This window comes from Streptomyces sp. NPDC023573 (genome assembly GCF_055559735.1).
Genome location: NZ_JBVHKB010000009.1, coordinates 1 through 24443, shown reverse-complemented (window position 1 = coordinate 24443; position 24443 = coordinate 1). Strand labels below are relative to the sequence as shown.

The window sequence follows — 24443 nt, the reverse complement described above, 5'->3', positions numbered from 1 at the left end:
AACGAAAGGGCGTCAGTCTCCTCGCGTCTGCGAAACTGGGGCGTCATAGGGAAAGCTCACACATGCCATGGTGTCAGAGGCGTCGACGGTCTTGCGGACAGGTGTTTCACCGCACGCCCGTGGGGGAGGTCACTGACGATGATCGGGTTGCGCGGCGGGGCTGTGTCTCCTAAGAAGTAGTCGGGTGGATGAGATATGCATCGCGGTGGCGGAGTGGGCGAAGGGACCGACGGTCTGGGGCCCGAGCCTGCCCGGCGAGGGCGGCACCGGCGCAAGGCCGAGCGCGAGGCCGAACGCGTACGGGACGTCCAGGCGGGCGGCGTCGACGGTTCGGGGAGCAGGAGCAGTGGACGGGTGGGGGTGACCTACAAGTACTTCGGTGCCCCTGACGGGGCCACCGCCGCGCGCGTGCCCATCTCCATGCGGCCCGAGGAGCTCGGCGGCGACGAGCTGGGCATGGGCGGCATGTTCAGCAAGATCAAGCCCGAGACGGTGGCGGCCATGGTCCTCACCGGCATACAGGGCATACCCCTGAACAAGGTGCCCCCGCTGGAGCTGGTCGTGCTCCATCCCGACTACGCCGTGGTCAAGCTGCCGATGACCGTGGTCGACCCGCTGCGGGACGTCGGTGAGGAGTCGGTCGGCGCCGCGGCCTTCATCTGGTCCACGGTCCCGGACCGCGGCGGCCCGCGCGACGCGTTCAACGTCTACCAGCTGCTCCACGAGTGGCAGGACTTCTCCCACCGGCTGCACGACGCGGGCCACCAGGCGTACTGCCTGGTATGGCCCTGACGCGGCAGCCGGTTTCACGGGTGTAGGAAAATGTGACCCATGACGGCGGATGAACTGCGCGTGGTCGTGGAAGCCACGGACGACGGTGTCGTCCTGATACGTGTCCGGGGGAGCCTGGACGGGTGGTCGGGTCCTTCGGGGCTGGACGAGGCGCTGGACGAGGCGGCCGGAGGCGAGGGGCGGCTGACCGTGGCCGATCTGTCCGGACTTGAGTTTGCCGACTCGGCGGCGCTGCACACCTTGCTGAGCGCACAGCACCGCCACGCCGCGGCCGGGGTGCGGCTGGTCCTGGCCGGGCCGCTCGGGACGGGCATACGCCGGCTCTTCGAGGTCTCGGGCACCAGCGAGGTCTTCACGTTCGCCGACACGGTGGACGCGGCGCTGACATGCTGAGCGCCCGCGGGAGGCGCCGTCCGCCGGCCGGGCACCCCGCCGGGGGTGTGATCGGAGGCCGTTCGGGCAGGCGCCGAAAGTAATGGACGGGGAACGAGAAGTGCTGGAGGACGGCGGGCGTCGGGCCCAAGGGCCGGATGAGGCCGTCGGCTGGTCCGCCCCGGAGAAGCCGGTGGCCACGGGCCGCGCGCCCGGCGTGCCACGTAACGCGGCCGCCGCCCGCGACGCAGTCGTCCAGCTCCTGCAGGAGCGGTTCTGCGGGATGGGCGGGGAAGGGCCGGCCGATGTCGTGGTGGCCGACGCGCTGCTGGTGACGTCGGAGCTGGTCACCAACGCCGTCAGGCACGGCGGCGGGCTCACCGGCTTCACGACGGAGATCACCGACGAAGGCCTCCTCCTCACCGTCAGCGACGCCAGCACCCGGCCGCCGGTCACTGCGGAACGCGATCCGTCCGCCGCCTCGGTCGGGGGGTACGGCTGGCTCCTGGTGCGCCGTCTGGCGAAGCGGGTGTCCGTCACGTATCTCCCTGAGGGCAAGCACATCGTGGCGCTGATCGCCCTCACCTGAGCGTGCGTCACGGCGGGTGCCGACGGCGGGGTCAGGGACTCCGCGCGGGTGGTCACCGCCGGTTGGCATAATTCCCGCATGGCCCGCGAGCACCTCGACAACTCCGCGTCGGCCGGCCTTCCCGTGGTGGCGGACGAAGGCGAGATCAACGGCCGCTGGGTCGTCCGGGCTCAGGGCGATCTCGACTCCGACAGCGTCGATCCGCTCTTCATCGCCATGTGGCAGGCCGTGGCCGGGCACGACACCGTCGTACTGGAAGCGTCCGCGATCACCTTCGCGGACTCCTCGTTCCTCAGCCTCCTCATCGAGGTGCACCAGCGGGCGGATCTGCGCATCGCCGCACCGGGCACGGTCCTCACGCGGCTCCTGCGGACCGCGGGGGTGGACCGGGTGCTCCGCAGCTACCCGACACTCGACGCGGCCCTCGGTGCGCCGCCCGCCGCCCGCTGACGGACGCCGGCCCGCACGTCGCCACCCGGGCCGTCAGCCGGACGGGGCGGGAGGCGTGCCTTCCTCCTGCTCGGTCTGCCGGCCGGCTCCGTCGAGGACGAAGAGCCGCGCCGTCCCGGTGGCGTCCAGGATCCTGCGGAGGAAGGCCGGCGGGTTCTCCAGGTGCAGCGCCACACCGCGGGTGGAGGTGCCCCGGTGGATCAGCAGGAGACTGGAGACACCCATCGAGTCGCAGAGCCGCAGCCCGGAGCAGTCGAGGAACAGGTCTCGCGGGCCGGGCTCGGCGGCGAGGCACGCCTGCGCCCGCTCCACGAGCAGGTCACTGGTGTCGAAGTCCAGGTCACCGACGAGACGCAGTCGGACGGTCCCCGGCCCGGCCTCGACCCCCACGGTGAACGGCGGACAGGGAAGTCCGGTCATCCGAAGGCTCCCGGATTGTGGCCGGCGGCCGCCAGGAAGGCGTCCAGGACGGTGCGCGCCCGGCCGAGCAGCCGGGTGGACCGGGGGAAGTCCTTGAGCTCCGTCCCCAGGACGTCGAGGACCGGCTTCAGGGACGCTGCCGGGACCCGTCGTGCCTCCAGGATGCCCGCGGTCCACACCAGGAAATCGGTGAAGAGCTCGTCGTCGTCCATGTAGAGGGCCACGCCCAGGTAGTCGACGACGTGGGCGATGTCCTGCGCCGTGTGCTCACGCTGCTGCTCCGTATAGGCGGCCGCCGGGGGAAAGCGGGTCTCGAGCCGGTCCAGCACCTCCCGCACGAGCTGTGGCCTGCTGCGCACGACGAGGGTGTACTCCTGGTCGCCGAGGTGCGGCAGGTCGTCGATCTGCTGCCTGCCGGCGGACGGCACCGCGATGCCGTCCGCGATACGGCGTGCCGCGGAGCGCGCGTCCGGCTCCCACGCGTCGGCGCCCAGCCGGCGCGCGTGCCGCCCGTCGGGGCCGAATGCCGCCCCGCCCGCCAGCACGGGCACTCCCACGGCCTGGCAGGCGGTGATCGCCGCGTGCGCGGTGGGCAGCCGGGTGGGGATCGAGGAGGACAGCGCGACCACGTCCGCACCGTTGGTGTGCAGATGACCGATGAGATGGGGCGTGGGCACCTGCGCCCCGAGGAAGTCGACCCGCCATCCGCGCAGTGTGAGGACCTCGGCCAGCAGACGGGCCGGCAGCACGTGCCACTCCTGGTCCACGCAGGCCACGGTGACCCGGCCGAGCCGCGGTGCGGTACGCACGGCCGGATGGTGGGCGAGCGCGGCGATGACCCGTTCGGCGATGGCGCTCGCCGCGTGTTCCTGCGCCACGCCGATGCGGTTCGCGGCCCATTCGGTGCCGACCCTCGCCTGCACGGGGGCGATGACGTCCAGCAGCGCCGTCTCCGCGTCGATCCCGTCTTCCAGGGCGGTGAGGATCACCGAGGCGGCGGCCTGCTCGTCCCGGTCGGTCACCGCGGCCCACAACCGGTCCTGAAGGCCGCGCGTCCCGGGAGCGGCAAGTGTGTGTGTGCTCATCCTGTGTACCTGCCCCGGGTGTGGCCGTCCACCGCGCTGAGATGGGTGGTGGGCGGGGCGGTGATCGCGACGAGGGCCATGTCGTCGTGCCGGCCGTCGTGCAGCCACTGGGACGCGAGCACCTGTACACGCTCGACCACGGCCGCGCCCGGCATGCCCCCGCACTCCGCCAGGGCACGCTTCAGCCGCTCCTCACCGAAGAGTTCGTCGCCGAGGGGGCCGCCGCGCGCCTCGGTCACACCGTCGGTGTAGAGCAGGCACGTCTCGCCGGGCATGAGATCGGTCTCCACGGTGCCGGCCTCGATGTGGGGCAGCGCCCCGACGAGGGTCCCCCGGGTCTCGATCTCCTCGACACGGCCGTCGTTGCGGATCACCAGGGGGGCGGGGTGGCCCGCAGACGTGAGGCGCAGCCGCACCCGGCTCTCCTCGCGCCGGACCGAAGCCAGCACCAGGGTCGCGAAGCGGGTGTGGTGCGAGTTGAGGAGCGCCCCGTTGAGGAGTCGCAGCATCTGCTCGTGGTCGCCGGCCATCGGCGTGAGCGCCTGGAGCGTGTTGCGGATCTTGCCGGTCAGTACGGCCGCGTCCAGGCCCTTGCCGCACACGTCGCCGAGGACGGCCAGTGACGCGTCGTCGGGCGTGCTGCCGGGGTGCACGTCGTAGAAATCACCGCCCACCCGGTCCCGGTCGGCGGAGGGCCGGTAGCCGCCGGCGAACTCGACGCCGTGCACCCGGTCCAGCTCGGGAGGCAGCAGATCCCGCATCAGGGTCCGCGTGATGTCGCTCTGTTCCGCGTACAGCCGTGCGGCCGACAGGGCCGCGCCGGCCCGCGCGGCGAACAGCCGGGCGAAGACCTCTTCGCTCTCGTCGAATTCGGTGGCCCCCGACCCGCGCAGCAGGACCAGGACCCCGGCCGGGACCCCGTGGCCCGGCAGAGGAGTGACGGCGGCCGACCCGACAGTGCCGGTGAAGCCCTCCGGGAGAAGCCAGGCGGGCAGCGAGGCGGGGTCGATCCACCGGGAGGGCACGGGCGGGAAGCCCTGCAGCGCCTCGCTCAGGCCGGGCACCTGTGCCGGGTCCGCCGTCACCGTGCCGCACACCGCTGCCGTGCCGTCGACCGCGTACGCCATGGGCAGTTTCCGCCCCACGGCGGGCCCGATGACGACGGCGGCGTCGGCGAGGTGCCGGGAGGCGAGTTGGGCGGTGACCCGCATGCAGCGGTCGGTGTTCAAGGAGGCCAGGAGCACGTTCGACGCTTCGGCCAGGAAGGTGGTGCGTGCCCGCTCCGCGGCCAGTTCCTCCTCGGCGAGCTGCCGGCCGGTGGTGTCGGCCAGCCACCACACCACGCCGCCGTCGCGGTTCGGGGCCGGGTGCGCCTCGAAGCTCCGCTCGCCGATCCGCCCGTGGAAGGCGGTGGCGCGCGGGCCGGGGGCCGGGTCGTCACCGGCCGTGCGAGGGGCGTGCCCGGTCGTACGAGGGGCGTGCCCGGTCACCTTCCGGTGGGCACGCGCCAGCCAGGCCGGGACCGCCTCCGTCAGTGCGGTGCCCCGAGGCGCGCCCCCGAGGAGCGCCTCGGCGGCCGGGTTGAGGTCGACGACCGTTCCGGCCGTGTCGACGACGACCACGGCGTACGGGGCCTGGCCCCACAGGTCGGTCTCGGACGCTGGATACTGCTGAGTTCTTTTGGCGATGGGTTCCTTCAGAGGTGCCATGAGGGGGGACCCGCCTGCGGCGGATCGCACCACCTTCCAAGTGGATGACAATCACTTTCCCAACGGCAACCATTGCCCAGTGGAGGAGCGAATCGCAACCCACCCCCCTCCCGGGGTGTGCTCCCAGGACTGCGCGCACACCACGCGTACCGAGAAACTTCACACCAAGCACACACTCCGGGACCCCGCCGGTGTGACACCTGCCGCAACGCCCTCGACGTGTCACCAGGCGAACAGCGGCGCGAACGCCGAGGCGTCCCGGACACGGTGCTCCCGGACGGTCGTCCCTGCGGGACACGGAAATCACTCTTCGGCCATTCATTGGCCGAAGAGACGTCTTCAGCAGCACCGCAGGGACTACCGATGATGCAAGGAGCGAAGCACATGCTCCCGAGGAGGCCCCCGCATGGATGACCTGCTGCTGACCCTGGCCGTTCCGGCGGTGGTCATCGCGAGCGGGGTCTACGCCGTCTGCGACTGCCGGAGACAGCGCCGGCGGCCTCCGCCGCCGTACAGCCGCCGGGCGGCCCGACTTGCGGCACGCGACGCGCTGGCCCGGGCCGAGGCCGTCGTCGACCGTGCGTACGCCGGCCTCGGCGAGCTCTACACCGACCCGGCCGACCTCCTCCCGACCGGTGGCACCCCTCCCGTCAGTGACCGGCCGGACGCCAGCCGGGATCCCGGCCCGTCACAGCCAGCACCCGCTCGAAAGCCGTAGCTCCCGGCGCCACGGGGAACGGCTCACCGAACACCTTCATCTCCCGCGCCTGCGGGGCCATCGCCGCCAGCCCCGGCTCCAGCTCCGTCACCACGTCCGGGTCCGGCTCGAAGTCCTGGCCCGTGGCCCGGGCCAGGTCCCAGGCGTGCACGGTCAGGTCGCCCAGCACCATGAGACCCACCGTTCTGGCCGGCATCGCCATGCCTCCGGCCTCCCCCTCCTCCGCACCCGGCTCCGCCCATGCCTTCACCAGCCGCGCCGTCCCGTCGTCGAACCGGCCGCGCCAGTCCCCCGTGACCACGTCGTCGCCGCCGCTGAAGTCGGGCGTCCCCTTGGCCGCCAGGACCCGGAAGTTGTCGATCACGAGGAAGAGATGGTTCAGCAGGGCGCGGACGTCGTACTCACTGCACGGCGTGCCGTCGGCCAGCCTGTCGTCGTCGATGCCCCGCACGACGGGTACCGCCCGCTCGGCCGCCTTCTCAAGAAGTTCACTGATCGTCTTCATGTCTCCGACGATGCACCCGGCAGGCCGCGGAGTCTTGAAGAAACACGACAGCCGCACCCCTTAGGATCCCGCCATGGCCGGACCCGGACGTGAGACGCGGGGCATCGTCGACGCCCCCGACCTGTTCACCCGCGTGCACTTCCGCCGACGCGACCCCGCACCCGCGCTGCGCCCTCATCTCGAGCACTACTGGCTGATCGACTGGGACCTCCGGGAGCCCTACACCTCGCACGTCGTGCCGCACCCGAGCGTCCACCTGGTCTTCCAGCGGACCGGGTCGGGCAGCGAGGTGGAGCGGACGGACTCCGCCGAGGTCTACGGCATCGTGCAGGGCCTGTTCAGCCGGCGGCTGGAGGGCAGGGGACGGGTGTGCGGCGTGAAGTTCCGGCCGGGAGCCTTCCGGCCGTTCGCCCCGCACCGGCCCGTCTCGGAGTGGACCGGGCGCCGGGTCCCCGCCGACGAGGCGCTGGTCACCCCCGAGCACGGGCCGCTCGCCTCCGCCACGGCGGAGGCGGTGCTCGGCCCGGCCGACGAGGACGCCAGGGTCGCGGCGCTGGACACGTACGCGCTGTCGCTCCTCCCCCCGCCCGATCCCCAGGCGGAACTCGCCACGGAGCTCGCCGAGCTCGTGCGCACGGACCGCTCACTGCTGCGGGTCGACGCCCTCGCCCGCGCGGGGGGCCTGTCCGTCCGCTCGCTGCAGCGGCTGTTCTCCGCATACGTGGGGGTCGGGCCCAAGTGGGTCATCCTCCGCCACCGCATCCACGAGGCACTGCAGCGCGCCGAGACGGACCCGGAGCCCGACTGGGCGCAGCTCGCCGCCGATCTCGGCTACAGCGACCAGGCCCACCTGGCCAGGGACTTCACGGCCACGGTCGGTGTCCCCCCGACGGCCTTCGCCCAGCGCTGACTGCCGCCCGGGTCCCGGTGCGGCGGCAGCGGAACCCTCGCCGCCGCGCCTCGCGCAATGGCATCCTGGCCAGGTGAACGGACCTGAGATCACCCTCGAAGTAGCCCCGGAACTGCGGCTCTTCGTCGCCCACGACCGCCGCCGCGGACGCACGGCCGTCACCACGGACGGTGTGTCGACCCTCGGCCATGTCGTGGAATCCCTCGGAGTCCCGCTCACCGAGGCCGGGCAGATCCTCGTCGACGGCCGCCCCGTGCCCGTGTCCCACATCCCCGGAGCCGGCGAACTGGTCGAGGTGCGGGCGGTGCGACGCCCCCAGCAGGTCCCGGGCGCACCGCTGCGCTTCCTGCTCGACGTCCATCTCGGGACGCTGGCACGGCGGTTGCGGCTCCTGGGCGTGGACGCCGCGTACGAGAGCGAGGACATCGGCGACCCGGCGCTCGCCACCCTCTCGGCGGAGCAGCGACGCGTCATGCTCTCCCGCGACCGCGGGCTGCTCCGGCGCAGGGAGATCTGGGCGGGGGCGTACGTCTACAGCGACCGGCCGGAGGAGCAGCTCCGCGACGTCCTGGGCCGCTTCGCCCCCGTACTGGCGCCGTGGACCCGCTGCACCGCCTGCAACGGGCGGCTCACGGCGGCCGACAAGGACTCCGTGAGCTCCCGGCTGGAGAAGGGCACACAGGCGGGTTACGACGTGTTCGCGGAGTGCGCCGCCTGCGGCCGGGTGTACTGGCGGGGCGCCCACCACGCCCGACTCGAAGCCATCGTGACGGATGCCGTGCGCGAATTCGGCGGGACGGGCAGCCAGGCGCCGACGGCCTGAGGGCCGCCCTGTCCGTGCTCGGAAGACGTAGGCGGCCGGCACCCCGTGAGTGTGGTCCCGCCGGCCCCGCGTGCCACCCTGGGCCCATGCTCGTCGCCCGTTCCGTCGCCCTCTTCGTCGTTGCCGCGCTCTTCGAGATCGGGGGCGCCTGGCTCGTCTGGCAGGGGGTGCGTGAGCACCGCGGCTGGATCTGGATCGGCGCGGGTGTCATCGCCCTCGGCGCGTACGGCTTCGTGGCCACCCTCCAGCCGGACGGTGACTTCGGCCGGATCCTCGCGGCGTACGGCGGGGTGTTCGTCGCCGGGTCCCTCGCCTGGGGCATGGTCGCCGACGGCTACCGCCCGGACCGCTGGGACGTGACCGGCGCGCTGGTCTGCCTGGCCGGCATGGCGCTGATCATGTACGCCCCCCGCGACCACTGAACCCACGAACCACCGAACCCGCGCCAGGAGCCCCCGCCTATCCTGGCCCCGTACCGATCAGCTGTCCGAGGAGTTCGCATGGCCGCCACCCCCATCGCCGTCATCACCGGTGCGAGCAGCGGCATCGGCGCCGCGACCGCCAGGCAGCTGGCCGCCGCCGGATACCGCGTGGTGCTCACCGCGCGCCGCAAGGACCGCATCGAGGCGCTGGCCGCCGAGCTCACCGACGCGGGCCACCAGGCGACGGCCTACGCCCTGGACGTCACCGACCGTGCGGCGGTCGACGAGTTCGCCACCGCGTTCCGGTCCCTGGCCGTCCTGGTCAACAACGCCGGCGGCGCGCTGGGCGCCGACCCCGTCGCCACGGGCGACCCCGCGGACTGGCGCCAGATGTACGAGACCAACGTCATCGGCACGCTCAACGTCACCCAGGCCCTGCTCCCCGCCCTCACCGCGAGCGGCGACGGCACGATCGTGATCCTCTCCTCGACGGCCGGTCTCTCCACGTACGAGGGCGGTGGCGGTTACGTCGCGGCCAAGCACGGCGAGCACGTGCTGGCGGAGACCCTCCGGCTGGAGATCGTCGGCACTCCGGTGAGGGTGATCGAGGTCGCCCCCGGCATGGTCAAGACCGAGGAGTTCGCCACCACCCGCTTCCGCGGCGACACTGAGAAGGCCGCCAAGGTCTACGCGGGCGTCGACGCCCCGCTCTCCGCCGACGACGTGGCCGACACGATCACCTGGGCCGTCACCCGGCCCAGCCACGTCAACATCGACCTCCTGGTGGTCCGCCCCCGCGCCCAGGCGTCGAACTCCAAGGTCCACCGCACGCCGTGAACACCTCTCGGCCCGGCCGGACGGGGCCGGCGCGCGGCCGGCCCCGTCTCAGCCCTTCACACAGACGAGCTGTTTGAGCTTCGCGACGACCTCGACCAGGTCACGCTGCTGGTCGATGACCTGCTCGATCGGCTTGTACGCCGCCGGGATCTCGTCCACCACACCGGAGTCCTTCCGGCACTCCACGCCCCGCGTCTGGTCCTCGAGGTCCTGCGTGGAGAACCTCCGCTTGGCCGCGTTCCTGCTCATCCGCCGTCCCGCGCCGTGCGAGGCGGAGTTGAACGACTTCGCGTTGCCGAGCCCCTTCACGATGTACGAGCCGGTCCCCATGGAGCCGGGGATGATCCCGAACTCCCCCGAGCCCGCGCGGATGGCACCCTTCCGGGTGACCAGCAGGTCCATGCCGTCGTACCGCTCCTCCGCCACGTAGTTGTGGTGGCAGGAGATGACCGGCTCGAACGTGACCGCGGCCTTCTTGAATTCCTTCCGGACCACGTCCTGGAAGAGGCCCATCATGATCGAGCGGTTGTACTTCGCGTACTCCTGCGCCCAGAACAGATCGTTGCGGTAGGCCGCCATCTGCGGAGTGTCGGCGATGAAGACCGCCAGGTCACGGTCGACGAGGCCCTGGTTGTGCGAAAGCTTCTGGGCCTGCCCGATGTGGAAGTCGGCGAGCTCCTTACCGATGTTCCGGGAGCCGGAGTGCAGCATCAGCCACACCGATCCGGCCTCATCGAGACAGAACTCGATGAAGTGGTTTCCCGATCCGAGTGTTCCCATCTGCTTCGTGGCACGTTCCTGACGGAATTTGACCGCATCGGCGATCCCGTCGAACCGCGACCAGAAGTCGTCCCAGCCGCTCGTCGGGAAACCGTGGAGGCCGCCCGGATCGACCACGTCGTCGTGCATCCCCCGGCCGACCGGGATCGCCTGCTCGATCTTCGACCGCAGTCGCGAGAGGTCTCCCGGCAGGTCGTTGGCCGTGAGCGACGTCTTCACTGCCGACATCCCGCAGCCGATGTCCACGCCCACCGCGGCCGGGCAGACCGCGCCGTGCATCGCGATCACCGAGCCGACGGTCGCGCCCTTGCCGAAGTGGACGTCCGGCATGACGGCGAGGCCCTTGATCCAGGGCAGTGTGGACACGTTCCGCAGCTGCTGCATCGCGACGTCCTCGACCGACGCCGGATCCGCCCACATACGGATGGGCACCTGGGCGCCCGGCACCTCTACATACGACATAACTCCTCGATTCCCCCGAAAAATACTGAAAGCGCAAAACCGGTGCCCAGTGCGGCAAACAGGTCGGCCGACCGGCATTCACAGCGGCGCGTGCGATACACATTGTGTCCATCGGCCGCTATCGAGCGGCAACCCGTTTTCGTACCGAAGGGAGCCTGGGACCGTGCGACACATGGCGTACGTACCCGGCGTCGCGCTCCTCGCAGCGCTCGTCGCCGGCTGCAGCGCCGGCTCCGACGCCGACGACCCCGCCGCCGACAGCAAGCCCGGCAGCCCGACGGTCACGGCCGCGCCTCCCGGGAAGTACCGGACGCTGCCCGAATCCTGCCGCGCCGTACCGCTCTCCACGCTCAAGGACCTGCTGCCGGGCGCCGCCGGGCTGCCCGAGGAGCAGCAGGAGAGGGTGTACGAGGGCACGGCCGCCGTCACCTACGACACCGACCGCAAGGTCGGCTGCCGCTGGAAGTCGGACGCCCCGGATGCCTCCCGGAACCTGTCCATCGACTTCGAGCGCGTCGTCTCGTACGACCCCGCGGTGAGCGACGACGACCGCGCCCGGGAGGTGTACGCGAAGAAGCAGGACGCCGCCGCCCTCCCCACCACCCCGGCGGGCGCCACCCCCAGCGAGACGCCGAGCGGGTCGGCGTCCGCGCCCGCCGGCGGCACACCGTCCGGCTCCCCGGGCGGCTCGTCGTCGGCCTCGCCCTCCGCGGACCCGTCAGGCAACACCACCGACGCCGACCCCGACGAGGACCTGCGGCCGCGGCTGCTCGACGAACTCGGGGACGCCGCGTTCCTGGACGACGCGCTCACCCGGACCGGTTCCGCCGCGCGGCACCGCACCGTGAGCGTGGTATTCCGCACATCGAACGTCATCGTGACCGTCCACTACACCGAGCAGCCGGCCCGCGTCACCGAGGTTCCCGACAGCAAGGAACTGCAGGAGAAGGCCCAGGCACTGGCCCGGCAACTGGACGAGGCGCTCAGCGACTGACCGGCTCCCGGCGGCCTCCGGCCGCACCCCCGGGCCTCCGGCCGGAGGCGGCATCCGGCCGTCGTCCGTCGTACCGTGGCCCCCGACCGACGTACCGACCGACCACCCGCACGACCGAGACCGCCGTGCCGTCCGAGTGAAGGAACCATGCACCGATCAGCCCCGCGACTCTCCCGCATACTCGCCTGCGCCGCCGTCCCGGTGATGCTCGTCGTCGCCGGCTGCTCGTCGGACTCCGACGACGCGAAGGGCTCCGGCTCCTCGGCCTCCCCGAGCGCGACGAAGGCCGAGCCCACCGTCGAGCCGGCGAAGTACTCCACGCTGCCCGACGCCTGCGACTCGATCGGGAAGAAGACGATCGAGGACCTGGTTCCGAAGGCCAAGACCAAGGGCGGCACCCCGGGCAAGTCCAGCGACACCGCGAGCCGTGGCAGCTGCTCCTGGAACGGTCTGGACGACAACGGCGTCAAGGGCTCGCAGTACCGCTGGCTCGACGTCGGCTTCACCCGCTACGACTCGGACCAGTCCCTGGGAAGCGGCGCCGACCGCGCCACGGACGAGTACACGAAGCAGGTCTCCAAGGCACAGGCGACGGAGGGCGCCGAGAAGGCCGCGGCCAAGCCCGCCACCGGTCTCGGCGAGCAGGCCACGTCCGTCACGTACGGCCTCAGCAAGTCCAAGGAGGACTTCGAGTACGCCACGATCGTCGCCCGCACGGGGAACGTCGTCGTCAGCGTCACCTACAACGGCGCCGGGTTCGCCGGCGCCAAGACGCCCTCCGCGGCCGACATCCTCAAGGACGCCCAGAAGGCCGCCAAGGAGGCCGTCGCCGCGGTCGGCGCCGACTCCGGAGCGGGGAAGTCCTCGTCCTCCCCCTCCGCCAAGGCATCGTCCTCCCCGTCCTCCAAGTCGTCGGAGAAGGCGTCCGCGAAGTCGCCCTCCAAGTCGCCGTCGAAGTCGTCCTCGAAGGCCGTCGACAAGTCGTGACCTGAGCCCGGCGGGAGCGCCGTATCCCCTGCCCGGAGGGGACTTGACGTAGCCCGGTACTCCCGCGAGTACCGGGCTACGGCCCCTCCCCACGCAACACGCCCGGCGGGCATGTGCCAGGCTGTGCGCGCGCCGGGTGCCGAAGTGGAGCCGGTTCATCGAAGTCGGGAGGGGATTCGCGGGTGGCCGCCATGCAGCTGACACGCACACACCGCGTGCTCATCGGGGTCGTCGTCGCCGGGGCCGTGCTCATCGCCGCGATCGGTTTCGCGGGCTCGTACGCCGCCGTGCGCGAACTGGCGGAGGAGAAGGGCTTCGGCCAGTTCTCCATCGTCTTCCCGATCGGCATCGACGCGGGCATCTGCGTCCTGCTCGCGCTGGACCTGCTGCTGACGTGGATGCGCATCCCCTTCCCGCTGCTGCGCCAGACCGCCTGGCTGCTGACCGCGGCGACGATCGCCTTCAACGGCGCCGCCGCCTGGCCCGACCCGCTCGGCACCGGCATGCACGCGGTGATCCCCATCCTGTTCGTCGTCGCCGTCGAGGCCGCACGGCACGCGGTCGGCCGGATCGCCGACATCACGGCCGACAAGCACATGGAGGGCGTCCGCCTCACCCGCTGGCTGCTCTCCCCCGTCCCCACGTTCAAGCTGTGGCGCCGGATGAAGCTGTGGGAGCTGCGCAGTTACGAGCAGGTCATCAAGCTCGAACAGGACCGGCTGATCTACCAGGCCCGCCTCCAGGCCCGCTTCGGCCGCAACTGGCGGCGCAAGGCACCCGTCGAGTCGATGATGCCGCTGCGCCTGGCGAAGTACGGCGTCCCGCTCGCCGAGACCGCCCCGGCCGGCCTCGCCGCGGCGGGCATCGAGCCGGCCCTGCTGCCGCCCGCCCCGGCAGCCGTGGAGGCCGAACAACAGCACCCCCAACTCCCTTACGCTCCGCAGCCGCAGCCGCAGGAACAGCGGCAACAGCCGTATCCGCAGCAGGAGCAGTACGACCCGGCCGACCAGCAGCAGTACCCCCACGAGGACCCCGGCGCGCACGACAGCCCCTGGTTCGCGACCTCCAGGGTCCTGGACGAGACGTACGAGGGCGCGTACGACCCGGAGTACGACGAGGGCGTGGACCCCGCCCCGGTGATGATCCCCTCGGGTGCCGGGAACCGGACCCGCCCGCTCGGCGACGTGGGCACGATCGGCGCGTTCCCGCGCCCCCGCCCGGCCGAGCCGGAACCCGCTGAGCAGCTCGAACAGGACGCCGCCCAGGAGGCCGACCCGGCCGAATGGGCCGAGGAAGAAGCTCAGTTCAGCAAGCTCGCGTACGAGGCTTACGCCGAGTACACCCACCAGTACCAGACCCACCCGAGCGCCGAGGCGCTCGACATAACCCTGTCGGACGTCCACAACGTCCACCACCCGCGCAGCGCCGCGCTCCTCCGCCGGCTGCTGCCCGGCTTCAAGCAGCGCTTCGACAACGAGATGGCCGCCGACCACATCGCGTAGAGGCGGAAGCGGACAGAACGAAACGGGCGGCCCGCTGAGCGGGCCGCCCGTCCTGCTGTCCGTGGTGCTACGCGCCGAGCAGCGTCCGCACCCGGTCCGCTCCGACCGCGAGGAGGAGCGTGGGCAGGCGCGGCCCGGTGTCACGGCCGACGAGCAGCCGGTACAGCAGGGCGAAGAAGGAGCGCTGGGCGACCTTCAGCTCGGGCGTCGGCTTCGCGTCGGGCTCCAGGCCCTCCAGCACCTTCGGCACGCCGTAGACGAGCGTGGTCAGGCCGTCCAGCGACCAGTGCGAGTCGAGCCCTTCCAGGAGCAGCCGCAGCGACTCACGGCCCTGCTCGTCCAGGGAGCCCAGCAGCTCCTTGTCCGGCTCGTCTCGGACGATGGTGCGGGCCTCGGCCGGCACCTGGGTGGTGATCCAGTTCTCGGCGCGGTCGAGCCGGGGCCGTGCCTCGTCGAGCGAGGTCAGCGGATTCTCCGGGTCGAGCTCGCTGAGGATGCGCAGCGTCTGGTCCTCCGCGCCGGCGGTGATGTCGGCGACCGAGGCCAGCGTGCGGTACGGCAGCGGGCGGGGGGTGCTGGGCAGCTCCCCGGCGGCCGTGCCGATGGCCCGGGCGTAGGCGGCGGCGTCGGCGGGCAGCACCGTGCCGTCGGCCACCTTGCGGGCCAGCGAGTCCCACTCGTCGTACAGCCGCTGGATCTCCTGGTCGAAGGCGATCTTGAAGGACTGGTTCGGCCTGCGGCGGGCGTACAGCCAGCGCAGCAGCGGCGCCTCCATGATCTTCAGCGCGTCGGCCGGGGTCGGCACGCCGCCCTTGCTGGAGGACATCTTCGCCATGCCGGAGATCCCGACGAAGGCGTACATCGGCCCGATCGGCTGGACGCCGTCGAAGATCTCGCGCACGATCTGGCCGCCGACGACGAAGGAGGAGCCGGGCGAGGAGTGGTCCACGCCGCTGGGCTCGAAGATCACACCCTCGTAGGCCCAGCGCATCGGCCAGTCGACCTTCCAGACCAGCTTGCCGCGGTTGAACTCGTTGAGCCGGACCGTCTCGGCGAAGCCGCAGGCCGAGCAGGTGTAGTTCAGCTCGGTGGTGTCGTCGTCGTAGGACGTGACGACGGTGAGGTCCTTCTCGCAGTTGCCGCAGTAGGGCTTGTACGGGAAGTAGCCGGCGGCGTTCGAGCTGCCGTCGTCCTCGTCCGCCGCGCCGGAGCCCTCGGCGGCCTCCAGCTCGGCCTCGTCGACCTTCTTCTGCTGCGGCTTCTTACCGCCCTTGGCGCCCGCCGCACCGTCCTTCTTGGTGCGGTAGCGGTCCAGGACCGCGTCGATGTCGGCCCGGTGCCTCATCGCGTGCAGCACCTGCTCGCGATAGGTGCCCGCGGTGTACTGCTCGGTCTGGCTGATGCCGTCGTACTCGACGCCGAGCTCGTCCAGCGCCGCGGTCATCGCGGCCTTGAAGTGCTCCGCCCAGTTCGGGTACGCGGACCCGGCCGGGGCGGGCACCGAGGTCAGCGGCTTGCCGATGTGGGCCTGCCAGGAGTCGTCGACCCCCTCCACGCCGTTCGGCACCTTGCGGTAGCGGTCGTAGTCGTCCCAGGAGATCAGGTGGCGCACGGTGTGACCGCGACGGCGGATCTCGTCGGCGACCAGGTGCGGGGTCATGACCTCGCGGAGGTTGCCCAGGTGGATCGGGCCCGACGGGGAGAGGCCGGAGGCGACGACGACCGGTTTGCCAGGCGCACGTCGCTCCGATTCGGCGATGACATCGTCCGCGAAGCGGGAGACCCAGTCGGTCTCGGTGCTGCTCTGACTCGAAGCCACGGTCGGCACGTCCTTCTCTCGTGTAGGACTCGTAGGGGCGATCCCTGTGGGGGCACCCCCATTCTCCCAGCTACCGCCCGCAGCGCGAAAACGGCTTTACGCCCCGTGGGATACTGGGGTGATCCCTTGTCCTCTACCGAAACGGCAGCCGGCTCATGGCTTCGGTCCCTTCCCTCGCTTCCACGCTCCAGCAGCAGCTGGCGGACGCCCTGACGGCAGCTCTGCCGGATGCCGGCACCGCGGACCCGCTGCTGCGCCGAAGCGACCGGGCCGACTTCCAGGCCAACGGGATCCTCGCGCTCGCCAAGAAGCTCAAGGGCAACCCGCGTGAGCTGGCCTCCCAGGTCACCGCGGCCCTTCCGGCGGGCGAGCTGATCAAGGACATCGAGGTCTCAGGACCCGGCTTCCTCAACGTCACGCTCACCGACCGGGCGATCATCGGCACGCTCGCCGCGCGCGCCGCTGACGGCGACCGGCTCGGCGTCCCGGTCAAGGCGGACGCGGGCACCACCGTCGTCGACTACGCCCAGCCGAACGTGGCGAAGGAGATGCACGTCGGCCACCTGCGGTCGGCCGTCATCGGTGACGCGATGGTCCAGATCCTCGAGTTCACCGGCGAGAACGTCGTGCGTCGCCACCACATCGGCGACTGGGGCACCCAGTTCGGCATGCTCATCCAGTATCTCCTCGAGCACCCGGACGAGCTGAAGCACGAGGGTGACAAGGCGGACGGCGAAGCGGCGATGTCGTCGCTGAACCGCGTCTACAAGGCGTCGCGGGTCCTCTTCGACTCCGACGAGGAGTTCAAGGCGCGCTCCCGTGACCGGGTGGTGGCCCTCCAGGCCGGTGACCCGGAGACGCTGGCGCACTGGCAGCGCTTCGTCGACGAGTCGAAGATCTACTTCTACTCCGTCTTCGACAAGCTCGACATGGAGATCGCCGACCCCGACATCGTCGGCGAGTCCGGTTACAACGACATGCTCGAAGAGACCTGCCGGATCCTGGAGGAGACGGGCGTCGCCGTCCGTTCCGAGGGCGCGCTGTGCGTGTTCTTCGACGACGTGAAGGGCCCCGACGGCAACCCGGTGCCGCTGATCGTCAAGAAGACGAACGGCGGATACGGCTACGCGGCGACCGACCTCTCCGCGATCCGCAACCGGGTGCAGGACCTCAAGGCCGACACCCTGCTCTACGTCGTGGACGCCCGGCAGTCCCTGCACTTCAGGATGGTCTTCGAGACGGCCCGCCGTGCCGGCTGGCTGAACGAGGGCGTCAAGGCGCACCAGCTGGCCTTCGGCACCGTCCTCGGCAAGGACGGCAAGCCGTTCAAGACCCGTGAGGGCACCACCGTCCGGCTGGAGGACCTCCTGGACGAGGCCGTCGAGCGGGCGACCGCGGTGGTCCGGGGGAAGGCCGAGAAGGTGGGCCTGACCGAGGACGAGATCGTCGAGAACGGCCGGTACGTCGGGGTCGGCGCCGTGAAGTACGCGGACCTGTCGACCTCGGCCGTTCGGGACTACAAGTTCGACCTGGACCAGATGGTGTCGCTCAACGGCGACACCTCGGTGTACCTCCAGTACGCCTACGCCCGGATCCGCTCCATCCTGCGCAAGGCGGGCGACGCCGAGCCCGCCGCGCACCCGGAGCTGGACCTGGCCCCGGCCGAGCGCGCGCTGGGGCTGCATCTGGACCAGTTCGGCGAGGTCCTGGCCGAGGTCGCCGAGGGGTACGAGCCGCACAAGCTGGCCGCGTACCTCTACCAGCTGGCCTCGCACCTCACCACGTTCTACGACCAGTGCCAGGTGCTCAGCGACGAGAACGCCCCGGAGGTCGTCGAGAACCGGCTGTTCCTCGTGGAGCTCACCGCCCGCACCCTGCACCAGGGCATGAAGCTGCTCGGCATCAGGACGCCCGAGCGCCTCTGAGCCCGCCCCGGCGCGGCACCGGGCACGCCACGCGATCGCCGGTGCGGGACACGGTCCCGCACCGGCGACGTCTTATCCGGCGGGCAGGAGTTCGAGCACCTTCCTGACCGCTTCGACCACCGGCTCCCCGACCGTCGTCACCATGGCGGCGATACCGGCCACGGCCATCAGGGCACGATGCCGCTCCTCCGGCTCCTGACCGCCGGCCGCGCCGGTGATGGCGGGCAGGTTGTCGTCCAGGACCCGGGCACTGACCGGCGGGAGCTGCTCCCGCAGCTCACTGAGCAGGCGCAGCAGTTCCTGGAGCGCCTCCTGCAGCTCAGGGGAGCCCCGCCCGGCATCGGAGGGACCGAGGGTGTTGTGCACGATGCCCTGGTTGCCGGTCCCGCCGTGCATGCTCACGCGGTCGCCGAAGTGGTAGTTGTCCCCGCTCATGAATTCGCTATCCCCACGTTCCCCGTGCCCCCGTACATGTTGATGTTGTCCCCGAAGTGGTAGATCTGCGGACTCGCGCTGATCCCCTCCACCCTCACCGTGAACTCGGCCTCCGGATGGTCGATCGCGTACGAGATCTGGCCGACGAGCTGCCTCAGGTGGTTGGGGTCGGCGCCGGTCACCATGGCGGTGGACTGACCGGACGTCTCCACGGCCAGCACGAAGTGGGAGCGGGCCGTGAGGACGGGGACCAGCTCCGTCACGAAGTAGGCCAGCGCGGCCAGCGTCACCAGCCACACGAAGGTGATCAGCCCGCCGCCACCGCCGTCGCTCGGCCGCCCGATGGACGCCAGGGAGGTGGTCAGCCAGATGAGGACGGTGAAGCCCGTCGCCATCGAGATCGTCAGCGCCACCCGCTTGCAGAAGAGCGCAGTCGCCTCCTTGCGCCGCGGGCGCAGGACGAAGGTGAAGACGCGGGCGATGTTGTGCAGCGGGTACGCGGCCTCCCCGACCCACAGCAACCGCTTGGACACACGCAGATCGACCGCTTGGGCCAGGAATGGCGGCGGTGCGCTGGGTCTCGGCGGTACGGCAGGCATGTCCATGAGTTCCCCCCTGTGCAGCTTGGGCATGGCGGCGCCGCGACAGGTCGGCACCATCCCGCGCCACAAGGGACCCATTAAGCATGTTGGCGCCCATTCGAACAAGCGGTAATCCACGCAACGTGCCGCGACAGCATCAGAGTTGGCGAGAATCAGCCAGCCGCCCGCGGGGTGAGGGCCGGGCCGCCCTGTGCCCGGCCCTCACGGCCCGGCCGTCATTCGCCCTCCGGGCCCCACTCCTCCGGGACCCACTGCGACGTGTCGGAGCGGTAGTAGTACGACGGCCGGGCCGTGAGGCTGCTCGTGCGGAAGGGCTTGCCCCCGTCGTCGATGCGCAGCATCCCGCGCCTGCCGCCGCTGGTCCACTCCAGCTCCAGGTACCAGGTGACGTCGTGCCCCTCCACGTGCGCGTCGAGGTGGAAGACCTCGACATCGGTGGAGCTCACCCGGTACGGGAAGTCCTTCGCGGGGACGGCCACGCCGGCGTCCTCGCCCGCGACGGGCTTCGTCCGGGGCCGGCTGTCGTCCAGGTCGATGTCGAAGGTCTGCGGCGTGATGCCGCCTCCGCAGCCGCTCCCCATCGAGTACGCGCCCCAGGCGAGCGGCGCGTTGCGCCCCAGCACCCGTACGTGCAGCCCGTTCAGCACGACCGCTTCGCCGGACGTCCCCTGGAGGGTGAGTGCGAGCTTCATGTCACCCCCGTCCACACCGTCGAGGACCCGCGCCCAGCCACGGGCGTCCTGAGGCGCGGGCACCGGAGGCAGGTCGTCGGGGGCCTGGTCGACCAAGTAGTACTGCCCGCAGGGCGACTCCCAGTTGTACGAGCTGATGGTCGCGTGCACGGGTACGTCATCACCGCTCTCCTGACGACGCGAGGACGGCGATGGCCGGGCACTCTTCCCGGCGGCCGTCGGCGAGGAGGCGGTCCGGCTGGGCTCGGTGGACGGGCCGGCGCTCTTGCTGGGCTTCGCGCTCGCGCTCCCCTTGCCGGTGGGCACGACCGGCGAGAGGCTGAGCCCCGCGTCCGCCCGTCCGTCGTCCGAGGGCTCGTCGCTCCCGAAGCCGCGGACCGCGAAGGCGGCGGAAACGGTGAGCGCCACGACCGCCACCGCGGTGAACAGGACGCGCAGCTTCCTGCTGGTGCGGCCACGTGGAGCGGGTACGTCGCCGGAGGCCGGCCCCCGGGGTGTCACATCCTCCGGCACGGATTCCGTTTCGGGCCGCGCCGGAGGTTCCGCTTCTCCCTGGGAAGCGGCGTCGTCGACGCGTGCGGGCCCGGGGGCCGCCGGCGCGGACACGGTGGGCCCGGGGTCCGCCGGCGCGGGAGCGGGTGCTCTTGACGCATCGGGCTCACCGGACGCGCCAGGTGCCCCGTCCGCAGCCCCCGCCGCCTGTGGCTTCCGAGGCCCCCGCCGCCTCGCCTCGTCGGCCAGGATCCACTTCCGGTGAAGGATCACCAACTCGTCGGAGGAGGCCCGGCACACCCGCGCGAACCGCTCGACGGGCGCGTAGTCATGGGGAACGGCGTCGCCGTTGCAGTAGCGGTGCACCGTCGAGGTACTCATGTGCAGCTTCTGGGCGAGCGCCCCGTAGCTGAGTCCGGACCTCGCCTTCAGCTCCCTGAGCAGTGCCGCGAAGTCCTGGATCTCTGTGGCCACCTCGACCGTTCCCCTTCCATGCGTTCCCGGAGCGCGTTCCAGGGACGTGGTATCCGCGCAGGTCAGAGTACGTGTAGACGTTCCAGCGTCCCGCCTGGCCCGCCAGCCGTTGCACCGGAGATCCGGGCCTGGACAAGATGTGGACACACCGCGGCGTTCCCCGCGATCCACACATCCCACCCTCGTCCGTCCCGGGAGCCGCCATGCGTAATCGACCCGCGCTCAGCCTGACCGACGCAGTCGCCGCAGCAGTACTGATCGCCTGCGTCACAGTCGTCATCGCACTCCTGCAGAACCTCTGATCACGCGTCACCGACCAGTAGACCCGCCCGCACATCAGGGTGCCAAACGGCGCCCCGGGCACGTACCGCCTTCGAACGGGGAGAACCTCTCATGCGTAACCTTCACTTCCGCCGCGCCGCCCGCACCTCCGTCCTGGGCGCCGCCGCGCTGATCGCCGCCCTGTCCCTGACGGCCTGCCAGGGAGGCGACCCGGCAGCCGCGGACGGCTCCGACGGCTCGGCGTCCCAGAAGCCCGGCGCCGGCACCTCGGCGGCCCCGGCATCGGACACGGACGCGAAGCCGGCCGGGAACTCCGGCACTTCCGGCTCCGGTTCGGACACCGCCAAGGATTCCGCTTCCACCGCCCCGAAGCAGCAGGGCAGCGACGCGGACAGCGACAGCGGCGCGTCCCTGCCCACCTGCACCGGCGAGAACACCAAGCTCACGATCACCGACGTCCAGCGCCCGGTCAATCACATGCTGCTCACCGTGACCAACACCGGCTCGAAGGCGTGCAACGCCTTCTACTACCCGGTCCTGCGCTTCGGCGAGGCGCAGTCCGTGCCCCCGGTCGTCGAGGACAGCAAGCCGCAGGCCGTCGTCACCGTCGCACCCGGTGAGTCCGCCTACGCCGGGATCACGACCTCGTCCGCCGACGGCAGCGGCACGGGCGGCTACTCCGCCGAGGACCTGTCCGTGGGCTTCCTGGACGCGGAGTCGGGGTCCGCCGGCGACATGGTGAGCGTCCCGCTGTCCAAGGACGTGTACGTCGACAGCACGCTGACCGTGACGTACTGGCAGACCGAGATGGACGACGCCCTGATGTACTGACGCCCACGCACCGAGGGGCCGTCACCGACGGCCTCGCGCACGGAGCGACTTCCCGACGGGCGTGACACCGCAGACCGGTGTCACGCCCGTTCGCCTGTGCCGGGGTCTCCCGGGCCGTTACGGTCCACGGATGCGTATGTATCTTTCGTCCTTCCGGACCGGGGACCACCCGGAGCGGATGCTGGCACTGCTGCACCGGCCGCCCGCCTCCGACGTCACGGTCGCGGTGATAGCCAACGCGGTCGACGCAGCTCCGGCCGGTGAGCGCGAAGCGGCGGTCGAGCGGGAGTTCGTAGCGCTCTCCGAGCTCGGGCTGCGGCCGGCCGAGCTCGACCTGCGCATGTTCTTCGAGCGCCCCGCGACGCAGGTCGCGGCCGCTCTCGCCCGGTACCCCCTGGTCTGGGTCCGCGGCGGCAACGTGTTCGTCCTGCGCCAGGCCATGGCCCGCAGCGGGGCCGACCGGGCCCTGGTCCGCCTCCTGCGGCAGGACGCCCTCGTCTACGGGGGCTACAGCGCCGGCGCATGCGTCCTGGCCCCGGATCTCCGGGGCCTGGAGGAGTGCGATCCCCCGGATGCGGTGGCCGCCGCGTACGGGGACGAGGCCCGCTGGGACGGGCTGGCCCTTCTCGACCACGCCGTGGTGCCCCACATCGATTCGCCCGGGCACCCGGAGTCGGAGATCCTCGGCACCGTGGCCGACCGGTACCGCGCCGAAGGTGTCCGCCACCTGGCCCTGCGCGACGGCCAGGCCCTCGTGGTCGACGGAGCTGCCACCCGCGTCTACTGACCGGACGAGTCCGATTGCGTGTGGAGGACGTCACGGGCCTGGTCGGCGGCGCGCATGATCCCCTCGGTGACGAACGCCATGAAGCGGGCGATGTTCTCCAGGCGGGTGGCGGCCGGGGTCCCTGCGCCGAGGACGCCGACACCCTGCTCCGCGGTCTCGACTATCTGGGCGCTGGACCGGGCGCTGGCGGCCATCGACTGGTACCAGACGTCGTTGTCGACGACGTAGCGATCGCGGCGGCGTTCGTCCCGTTCCCGCCGGATGAAGGCCTGCTCCTCCAGATAGGCGACCGCCTTGGAGACGGACGCCGGGCTGACCCGGAGGTGCTGGGCGAGTTCGGACGCGGTGAGGGTGCCCGTGTCGGTGACGACGAGGCAGACGAGCACCCGGGACATCATCTTGGGCATGCCCGACTGCATGAGGACGGTGGTGAACACCTCCTCGAACGCGAGCACCGCCTCGGCGTCGCGCCCGCCGGCCTCCCGGGGCGCCTGAGCCCCTCGGCGGGCTGCCTGACTCTGCCGGGTGGCCCGGTGCCCGGTGGCACGGTGGGCGATGTCGGCGCGGTAGGCGGTGGGCCCTCCGTTACGCATCACCTCGCGCGTGACCGTGGAGGTCGGACGGTCGAGGCCTCTCGCGATCTCCGCGTAGGCGAGGCCGTCGGCCAGTCCCAGAGCGATCTGCTGGCGTTCCTGCTGGGTGAGTCTGCCTCCGGGCATCGCGATGTCTCCTTCGTGGTCCGTGAGAACGCCAGCATAGCGTTCACCTCCACTCCATTGCAACGCAACGAGGGTGTCTCGTTGCATTAGGCTCAAGCCCATTGCAATGAAATCCCCCCATCTACCTGCGGTTAAAGGGTTCTTACGCAACAAGCTCATTGCCGGTTCAGCGAATGCAACGTAGCGTTTCCCTCATCGGAAACACGAACCGAAGGAGCGCACGATGCAGACGTTCACCACCCCCGCCCCGGTCGCGGCCATCCTCGACATCCCCGCGGGACGCATCCAGATCATCGCTGCGGACCGGCCCGACACCACGGTCGAGATCCTGCCGGCGAATGCCTCGAAGAGCCGCGACGTGAAGGCCGCGGAGCAGACCGAAGTCGCCTACAGCGACGGGATCCTGCGCATCGATGCCCCGGCGGCGACGAACCAGATCCTCGGCAGCCCCGGATTCGTCGAGATCACCGTCCAACTGCCCGCCGGCTCCCGCGTCGAGGCGAAGTCGGCCAGCGCCGAGGTCCGGGGCGTCGGACGGCTCGGTGACGTCACCCTCGAGAGCGCGCAGGGCTCGGTCAAGCTCGACGAGACCGAAGGCGCCCGCCTCTCCCTCCAGGCAGGCGACATCACCGTCGGCCGTCTGGGCGGCCCCGCACAGATCAGCACCGTGAAGGGCGACCTCCGCATCACCGAGGCCGTACGGGGCGAGGTCACGCTGCGCACCGAGTACGGCGAGATCTCGGTCGGCGCCGCCCACGGGGTCTCCGCCTCCCTCGACGCGGGCACCAGCCGCGGCCGGATCCGCAACACGCTCAAGAACTCGGACGGCGCCGCCGCCGCCCTGAACATCCACGCGACCACCGCCCACGGCGACATCACCGCCCGCAGCCTCTAAGGAGCCTCCCCCATGACCAACTCGGCCATCTCAGCACACGGGCTGCGCAAGTCCTACGGCGACAAGACCGTCCTCGACGGCATCGACCTGGTCGTCCCGGCCGGGTCCGTGTTCGCGCTGCTCGGTCCGAACG

The 24443-nt window shown here is 71.2% G+C and carries 26 protein-coding genes and 1 pseudogene; 17 read left to right on the top strand and 10 right to left on the bottom strand.

Annotated features, from left to right (window positions below; all coding sequences use genetic code 11):
* Window positions 1–195: 195 nt before the first annotated feature.
* The 4 genes from ACZ32T_RS26640 to ACZ32T_RS26625 all read left to right on the top strand — a co-directional run bounded on the left by ACZ32T_RS26640 (window position 196) and on the right by ACZ32T_RS26625 (window position 2203).
* A complete protein-coding gene (locus ACZ32T_RS26640) occupies window positions 196–792 on the top strand; it encodes a hypothetical protein (RefSeq protein ID WP_467268805.1) in 597 nt (198 codons plus the stop codon).
* A gap of 39 nt (window positions 793–831) precedes the next feature.
* Window positions 832–1185: an STAS domain-containing protein gene (locus tag ACZ32T_RS26635; protein ID WP_467268807.1), complete on the top strand. Its 354-nt coding sequence runs from the start codon at window positions 832–834 to the stop codon at window positions 1183–1185.
* An 82-nt stretch (window positions 1186–1267) separates the two neighbouring features.
* Window positions 1268–1753, top strand: a complete 486-nt coding sequence (locus ACZ32T_RS26630) for an ATP-binding protein (protein ID WP_467268809.1) — start codon at window positions 1268–1270, stop codon at window positions 1751–1753.
* Between the two features lie 78 nt (window positions 1754–1831).
* Window positions 1832–2203, top strand: coding sequence for an STAS domain-containing protein (locus tag ACZ32T_RS26625; protein WP_467268811.1), 372 nt, complete (start codon window positions 1832–1834; stop codon window positions 2201–2203).
* 33 nt (window positions 2204–2236) lie between these two features.
* On the opposite strand, the gene ACZ32T_RS26620 is transcribed toward ACZ32T_RS26625, so the two are convergent.
* From ACZ32T_RS26620 to ACZ32T_RS26610, 3 genes are read right to left on the bottom strand one after another with little or no spacing between them, the layout of a single operon-like run.
* Window positions 2237–2623, bottom strand: a complete 387-nt coding sequence (locus tag ACZ32T_RS26620; RefSeq protein ID WP_467369399.1) for an STAS domain-containing protein — start codon at window positions 2621–2623, stop codon at window positions 2237–2239.
* Window positions 2620–3708, bottom strand: a complete 1089-nt coding sequence (locus ACZ32T_RS26615) for a cobalamin B12-binding domain-containing protein (RefSeq protein ID WP_467268817.1) — start codon at window positions 3706–3708, stop codon at window positions 2620–2622. Before ACZ32T_RS26615 ends, ACZ32T_RS26620 begins: the two co-directional genes overlap by 4 nt.
* Complete coding sequence (locus tag ACZ32T_RS26610) at window positions 3705–5417, bottom strand: PP2C family protein-serine/threonine phosphatase (RefSeq protein ID WP_467369397.1); 1713 nt, start codon at window positions 5415–5417, stop codon at window positions 3705–3707. Before ACZ32T_RS26610 ends, ACZ32T_RS26615 begins: the two co-directional genes overlap by 4 nt.
* 406 nt (window positions 5418–5823) lie before the next feature.
* Here ACZ32T_RS26610 and ACZ32T_RS26605 point away from each other — a divergent pair, with 406 nt between their 5' ends.
* Window positions 5824–6135, top strand: coding sequence for a hypothetical protein (locus ACZ32T_RS26605; RefSeq protein ID WP_467369395.1), 312 nt, complete (start codon window positions 5824–5826; stop codon window positions 6133–6135).
* Here the strand turns inward: ACZ32T_RS26605 and ACZ32T_RS26600 are convergent.
* Complete coding sequence (locus ACZ32T_RS26600) at window positions 6068–6640, bottom strand: TIGR03086 family metal-binding protein (RefSeq protein WP_467268824.1); 573 nt, start codon at window positions 6638–6640, stop codon at window positions 6068–6070. The two genes, ACZ32T_RS26605 and ACZ32T_RS26600, sit on opposite strands and share 68 nt — an antisense overlap.
* Before the next feature lie 73 nt (window positions 6641–6713).
* On the opposite strand from ACZ32T_RS26600, the gene ACZ32T_RS26595 reads away from it, so the two are divergent.
* From ACZ32T_RS26595 to ACZ32T_RS26580, 4 genes are all read left to right on the top strand, one after another.
* Window positions 6714–7550, top strand: coding sequence for a DUF6597 domain-containing transcriptional factor (locus ACZ32T_RS26595; protein WP_467369393.1), 837 nt, complete (start codon window positions 6714–6716; stop codon window positions 7548–7550).
* A gap of 73 nt (window positions 7551–7623) precedes the next feature.
* Complete coding sequence (locus ACZ32T_RS26590; protein ID WP_467268829.1) at window positions 7624–8373, top strand: Mut7-C RNAse domain-containing protein; 750 nt, start codon at window positions 7624–7626, stop codon at window positions 8371–8373.
* 86 nt (window positions 8374–8459) lie between these two features.
* On the top strand, window positions 8460–8795 hold the full coding sequence (locus ACZ32T_RS26585; RefSeq protein ID WP_467268831.1) for a YnfA family protein: 336 nt from the start codon (window positions 8460–8462) through the stop codon (window positions 8793–8795).
* 78 nt (window positions 8796–8873) lie between these two features.
* A complete protein-coding gene (locus tag ACZ32T_RS26580) occupies window positions 8874–9632 on the top strand; it encodes an SDR family NAD(P)-dependent oxidoreductase (RefSeq protein WP_467268833.1) in 759 nt (252 codons plus the stop codon).
* Window positions 9633–9680: 48 nt separating this feature from the next.
* On the opposite strand, the gene ACZ32T_RS26575 is transcribed toward ACZ32T_RS26580, so the two are convergent.
* The gene (locus tag ACZ32T_RS26575) at window positions 9681–10874 is read right to left on the bottom strand and encodes an RtcB family protein (protein WP_467369391.1); all 1194 of its coding nucleotides are present in this window, start codon (window positions 10872–10874) and stop codon (window positions 9681–9683) included.
* Window positions 10875–11046: 172 nt separating this feature from the next.
* Here ACZ32T_RS26575 and ACZ32T_RS26570 point away from each other — a divergent pair, with 172 nt between their 5' ends.
* The 3 genes from ACZ32T_RS26570 to ACZ32T_RS26560 all read left to right on the top strand — a co-directional run bounded on the left by ACZ32T_RS26570 (window position 11047) and on the right by ACZ32T_RS26560 (window position 14357).
* The gene (locus ACZ32T_RS26570; RefSeq protein WP_467268837.1) at window positions 11047–11868 is read left to right on the top strand and encodes a DUF3558 domain-containing protein; all 822 of its coding nucleotides are present in this window, start codon (window positions 11047–11049) and stop codon (window positions 11866–11868) included.
* Window positions 11869–12015: 147 nt separating this feature from the next.
* Window positions 12016–12855: a DUF3558 domain-containing protein gene (locus ACZ32T_RS26565; protein ID WP_467369389.1), complete on the top strand. Its 840-nt coding sequence runs from the start codon at window positions 12016–12018 to the stop codon at window positions 12853–12855.
* Window positions 12856–13037: 182 nt separating this feature from the next.
* Window positions 13038–14357, top strand: a complete 1320-nt coding sequence (locus ACZ32T_RS26560) for a DUF2637 domain-containing protein (protein ID WP_467268841.1) — start codon at window positions 13038–13040, stop codon at window positions 14355–14357.
* 67 nt (window positions 14358–14424) lie between these two features.
* On the opposite strand, the gene lysS is transcribed toward ACZ32T_RS26560, so the two are convergent.
* A complete protein-coding gene (lysS, locus tag ACZ32T_RS26555; protein ID WP_467369387.1) occupies window positions 14425–16185 on the bottom strand; it encodes a lysine--tRNA ligase in 1761 nt (586 codons plus the stop codon).
* A 146-nt stretch (window positions 16186–16331) separates the two neighbouring features.
* Between lysS and argS the strand changes: the two genes are divergently transcribed.
* The gene (gene argS / locus ACZ32T_RS26550; protein ID WP_467268845.1) at window positions 16332–18101 is read left to right on the top strand and encodes an arginine--tRNA ligase; all 1770 of its coding nucleotides are present in this window, start codon (window positions 16332–16334) and stop codon (window positions 18099–18101) included.
* A gap of 72 nt (window positions 18102–18173) precedes the next feature.
* On the opposite strand, the gene ACZ32T_RS26545 is transcribed toward argS, so the two are convergent.
* The 3 genes from ACZ32T_RS26545 to ACZ32T_RS26535 all read right to left on the bottom strand — a co-directional run bounded on the left by ACZ32T_RS26545 (window position 18174) and on the right by ACZ32T_RS26535 (window position 20796).
* Window positions 18174–18536 (bottom strand): hypothetical protein, encoded by a 363-nt coding sequence (locus tag ACZ32T_RS26545; RefSeq protein ID WP_467268847.1) that lies wholly within the window; start codon window positions 18534–18536, stop codon window positions 18174–18176.
* A complete protein-coding gene (locus ACZ32T_RS26540; protein ID WP_467268849.1) occupies window positions 18533–19069 on the bottom strand; it encodes a DUF6232 family protein in 537 nt (178 codons plus the stop codon). The genes ACZ32T_RS26545 and ACZ32T_RS26540 overlap by 4 nt, the downstream gene beginning before the upstream one ends.
* Before the next feature lie 284 nt (window positions 19070–19353).
* Entirely contained in the window at window positions 19354–20796 is a 1443-nt protein-coding gene (locus tag ACZ32T_RS26535; protein ID WP_467369385.1) for a helix-turn-helix domain-containing protein, read from the bottom strand.
* Between the two features lie 393 nt (window positions 20797–21189).
* On the opposite strand from ACZ32T_RS26535, the gene ACZ32T_RS26530 reads away from it, so the two are divergent.
* Entirely contained in the window at window positions 21190–21909 is a 720-nt protein-coding gene (locus ACZ32T_RS26530) for a DUF4232 domain-containing protein (RefSeq protein ID WP_467369383.1), read from the top strand.
* A gap of 130 nt (window positions 21910–22039) precedes the next feature.
* Window positions 22040–22696, top strand: coding sequence for a Type 1 glutamine amidotransferase-like domain-containing protein (locus ACZ32T_RS26525; protein ID WP_467268855.1), 657 nt, complete (start codon window positions 22040–22042; stop codon window positions 22694–22696).
* Here ACZ32T_RS26525 and ACZ32T_RS26520 read toward each other — a convergent pair.
* Entirely contained in the window at window positions 22690–23415 is a 726-nt protein-coding gene (locus ACZ32T_RS26520) for a helix-turn-helix domain-containing protein (protein WP_467268857.1), read from the bottom strand. The genes ACZ32T_RS26525 and ACZ32T_RS26520 overlap by 7 nt on opposite strands.
* A gap of 223 nt (window positions 23416–23638) precedes the next feature.
* On the opposite strand from ACZ32T_RS26520, the gene ACZ32T_RS26515 reads away from it, so the two are divergent.
* Entirely contained in the window at window positions 23639–24310 is a 672-nt protein-coding gene (locus tag ACZ32T_RS26515) for a DUF4097 family beta strand repeat-containing protein (RefSeq protein WP_467268858.1), read from the top strand.
* Window positions 24311–24322: 12 nt separating this feature from the next.
* A pseudogene (locus ACZ32T_RS26510) lies at window positions 24323–24443 on the top strand (ABC transporter); the annotation flags it as partial.

What these genes read in the sequence shown, in the direction of transcription:
- ACZ32T_RS26640 (WP_467268805.1), top strand. Translation starts at nt 196, where the DNA reads ATGCATCGCGGTGGCGGAGTGGGCGAAGGGACCGACGGTCTGGGGCCC.
- ACZ32T_RS26635 (WP_467268807.1), top strand. Translation starts at nt 832, where the DNA reads ATGACGGCGGATGAACTGCGCGTGGTCGTGGAAGCCACGGACGACGGT.
- ACZ32T_RS26630 (WP_467268809.1), top strand. Translation starts at nt 1,268, where the DNA reads ATGGACGGGGAACGAGAAGTGCTGGAGGACGGCGGGCGTCGGGCCCAA.
- ACZ32T_RS26625 (WP_467268811.1), top strand. Translation starts at nt 1,832, where the DNA reads ATGGCCCGCGAGCACCTCGACAACTCCGCGTCGGCCGGCCTTCCCGTG.
- ACZ32T_RS26620 (WP_467369399.1), bottom strand. Translation starts at nt 2,623, where the DNA reads ATGACCGGACTTCCCTGTCCGCCGTTCACCGTGGGGGTCGAGGCCGGG.
- ACZ32T_RS26615 (WP_467268817.1), bottom strand. Translation starts at nt 3,708, where the DNA reads ATGAGCACACACACACTTGCCGCTCCCGGGACGCGCGGCCTTCAGGAC.
- ACZ32T_RS26610 (WP_467369397.1), bottom strand. Translation starts at nt 5,417, where the DNA reads ATGGCACCTCTGAAGGAACCCATCGCCAAAAGAACTCAGCAGTATCCA.
- ACZ32T_RS26605 (WP_467369395.1), top strand. Translation starts at nt 5,824, where the DNA reads ATGGATGACCTGCTGCTGACCCTGGCCGTTCCGGCGGTGGTCATCGCG.
- ACZ32T_RS26600 (WP_467268824.1), bottom strand. Translation starts at nt 6,640, where the DNA reads ATGAAGACGATCAGTGAACTTCTTGAGAAGGCGGCCGAGCGGGCGGTA.
- ACZ32T_RS26595 (WP_467369393.1), top strand. Translation starts at nt 6,714, where the DNA reads ATGGCCGGACCCGGACGTGAGACGCGGGGCATCGTCGACGCCCCCGAC.
- ACZ32T_RS26585 (WP_467268831.1), top strand. Translation starts at nt 8,460, where the DNA reads ATGCTCGTCGCCCGTTCCGTCGCCCTCTTCGTCGTTGCCGCGCTCTTC.
- ACZ32T_RS26580 (WP_467268833.1), top strand. Translation starts at nt 8,874, where the DNA reads ATGGCCGCCACCCCCATCGCCGTCATCACCGGTGCGAGCAGCGGCATC.
- ACZ32T_RS26575 (WP_467369391.1), bottom strand. Translation starts at nt 10,874, where the DNA reads ATGTCGTATGTAGAGGTGCCGGGCGCCCAGGTGCCCATCCGTATGTGG.
- ACZ32T_RS26570 (WP_467268837.1), top strand. Translation starts at nt 11,047, where the DNA reads ATGGCGTACGTACCCGGCGTCGCGCTCCTCGCAGCGCTCGTCGCCGGC.
- ACZ32T_RS26565 (WP_467369389.1), top strand. Translation starts at nt 12,016, where the DNA reads ATGCACCGATCAGCCCCGCGACTCTCCCGCATACTCGCCTGCGCCGCC.
- argS (WP_467268845.1), top strand. Translation starts at nt 16,332, where the DNA reads ATGGCTTCGGTCCCTTCCCTCGCTTCCACGCTCCAGCAGCAGCTGGCG.
- ACZ32T_RS26545 (WP_467268847.1), bottom strand. Translation starts at nt 18,536, where the DNA reads ATGAGCGGGGACAACTACCACTTCGGCGACCGCGTGAGCATGCACGGC.
- ACZ32T_RS26530 (WP_467369383.1), top strand. Translation starts at nt 21,190, where the DNA reads ATGCGTAACCTTCACTTCCGCCGCGCCGCCCGCACCTCCGTCCTGGGC.
- ACZ32T_RS26525 (WP_467268855.1), top strand. Translation starts at nt 22,040, where the DNA reads ATGCGTATGTATCTTTCGTCCTTCCGGACCGGGGACCACCCGGAGCGG.
- ACZ32T_RS26520 (WP_467268857.1), bottom strand. Translation starts at nt 23,415, where the DNA reads ATGCCCGGAGGCAGACTCACCCAGCAGGAACGCCAGCAGATCGCTCTG.
- ACZ32T_RS26515 (WP_467268858.1), top strand. Translation starts at nt 23,639, where the DNA reads ATGCAGACGTTCACCACCCCCGCCCCGGTCGCGGCCATCCTCGACATC.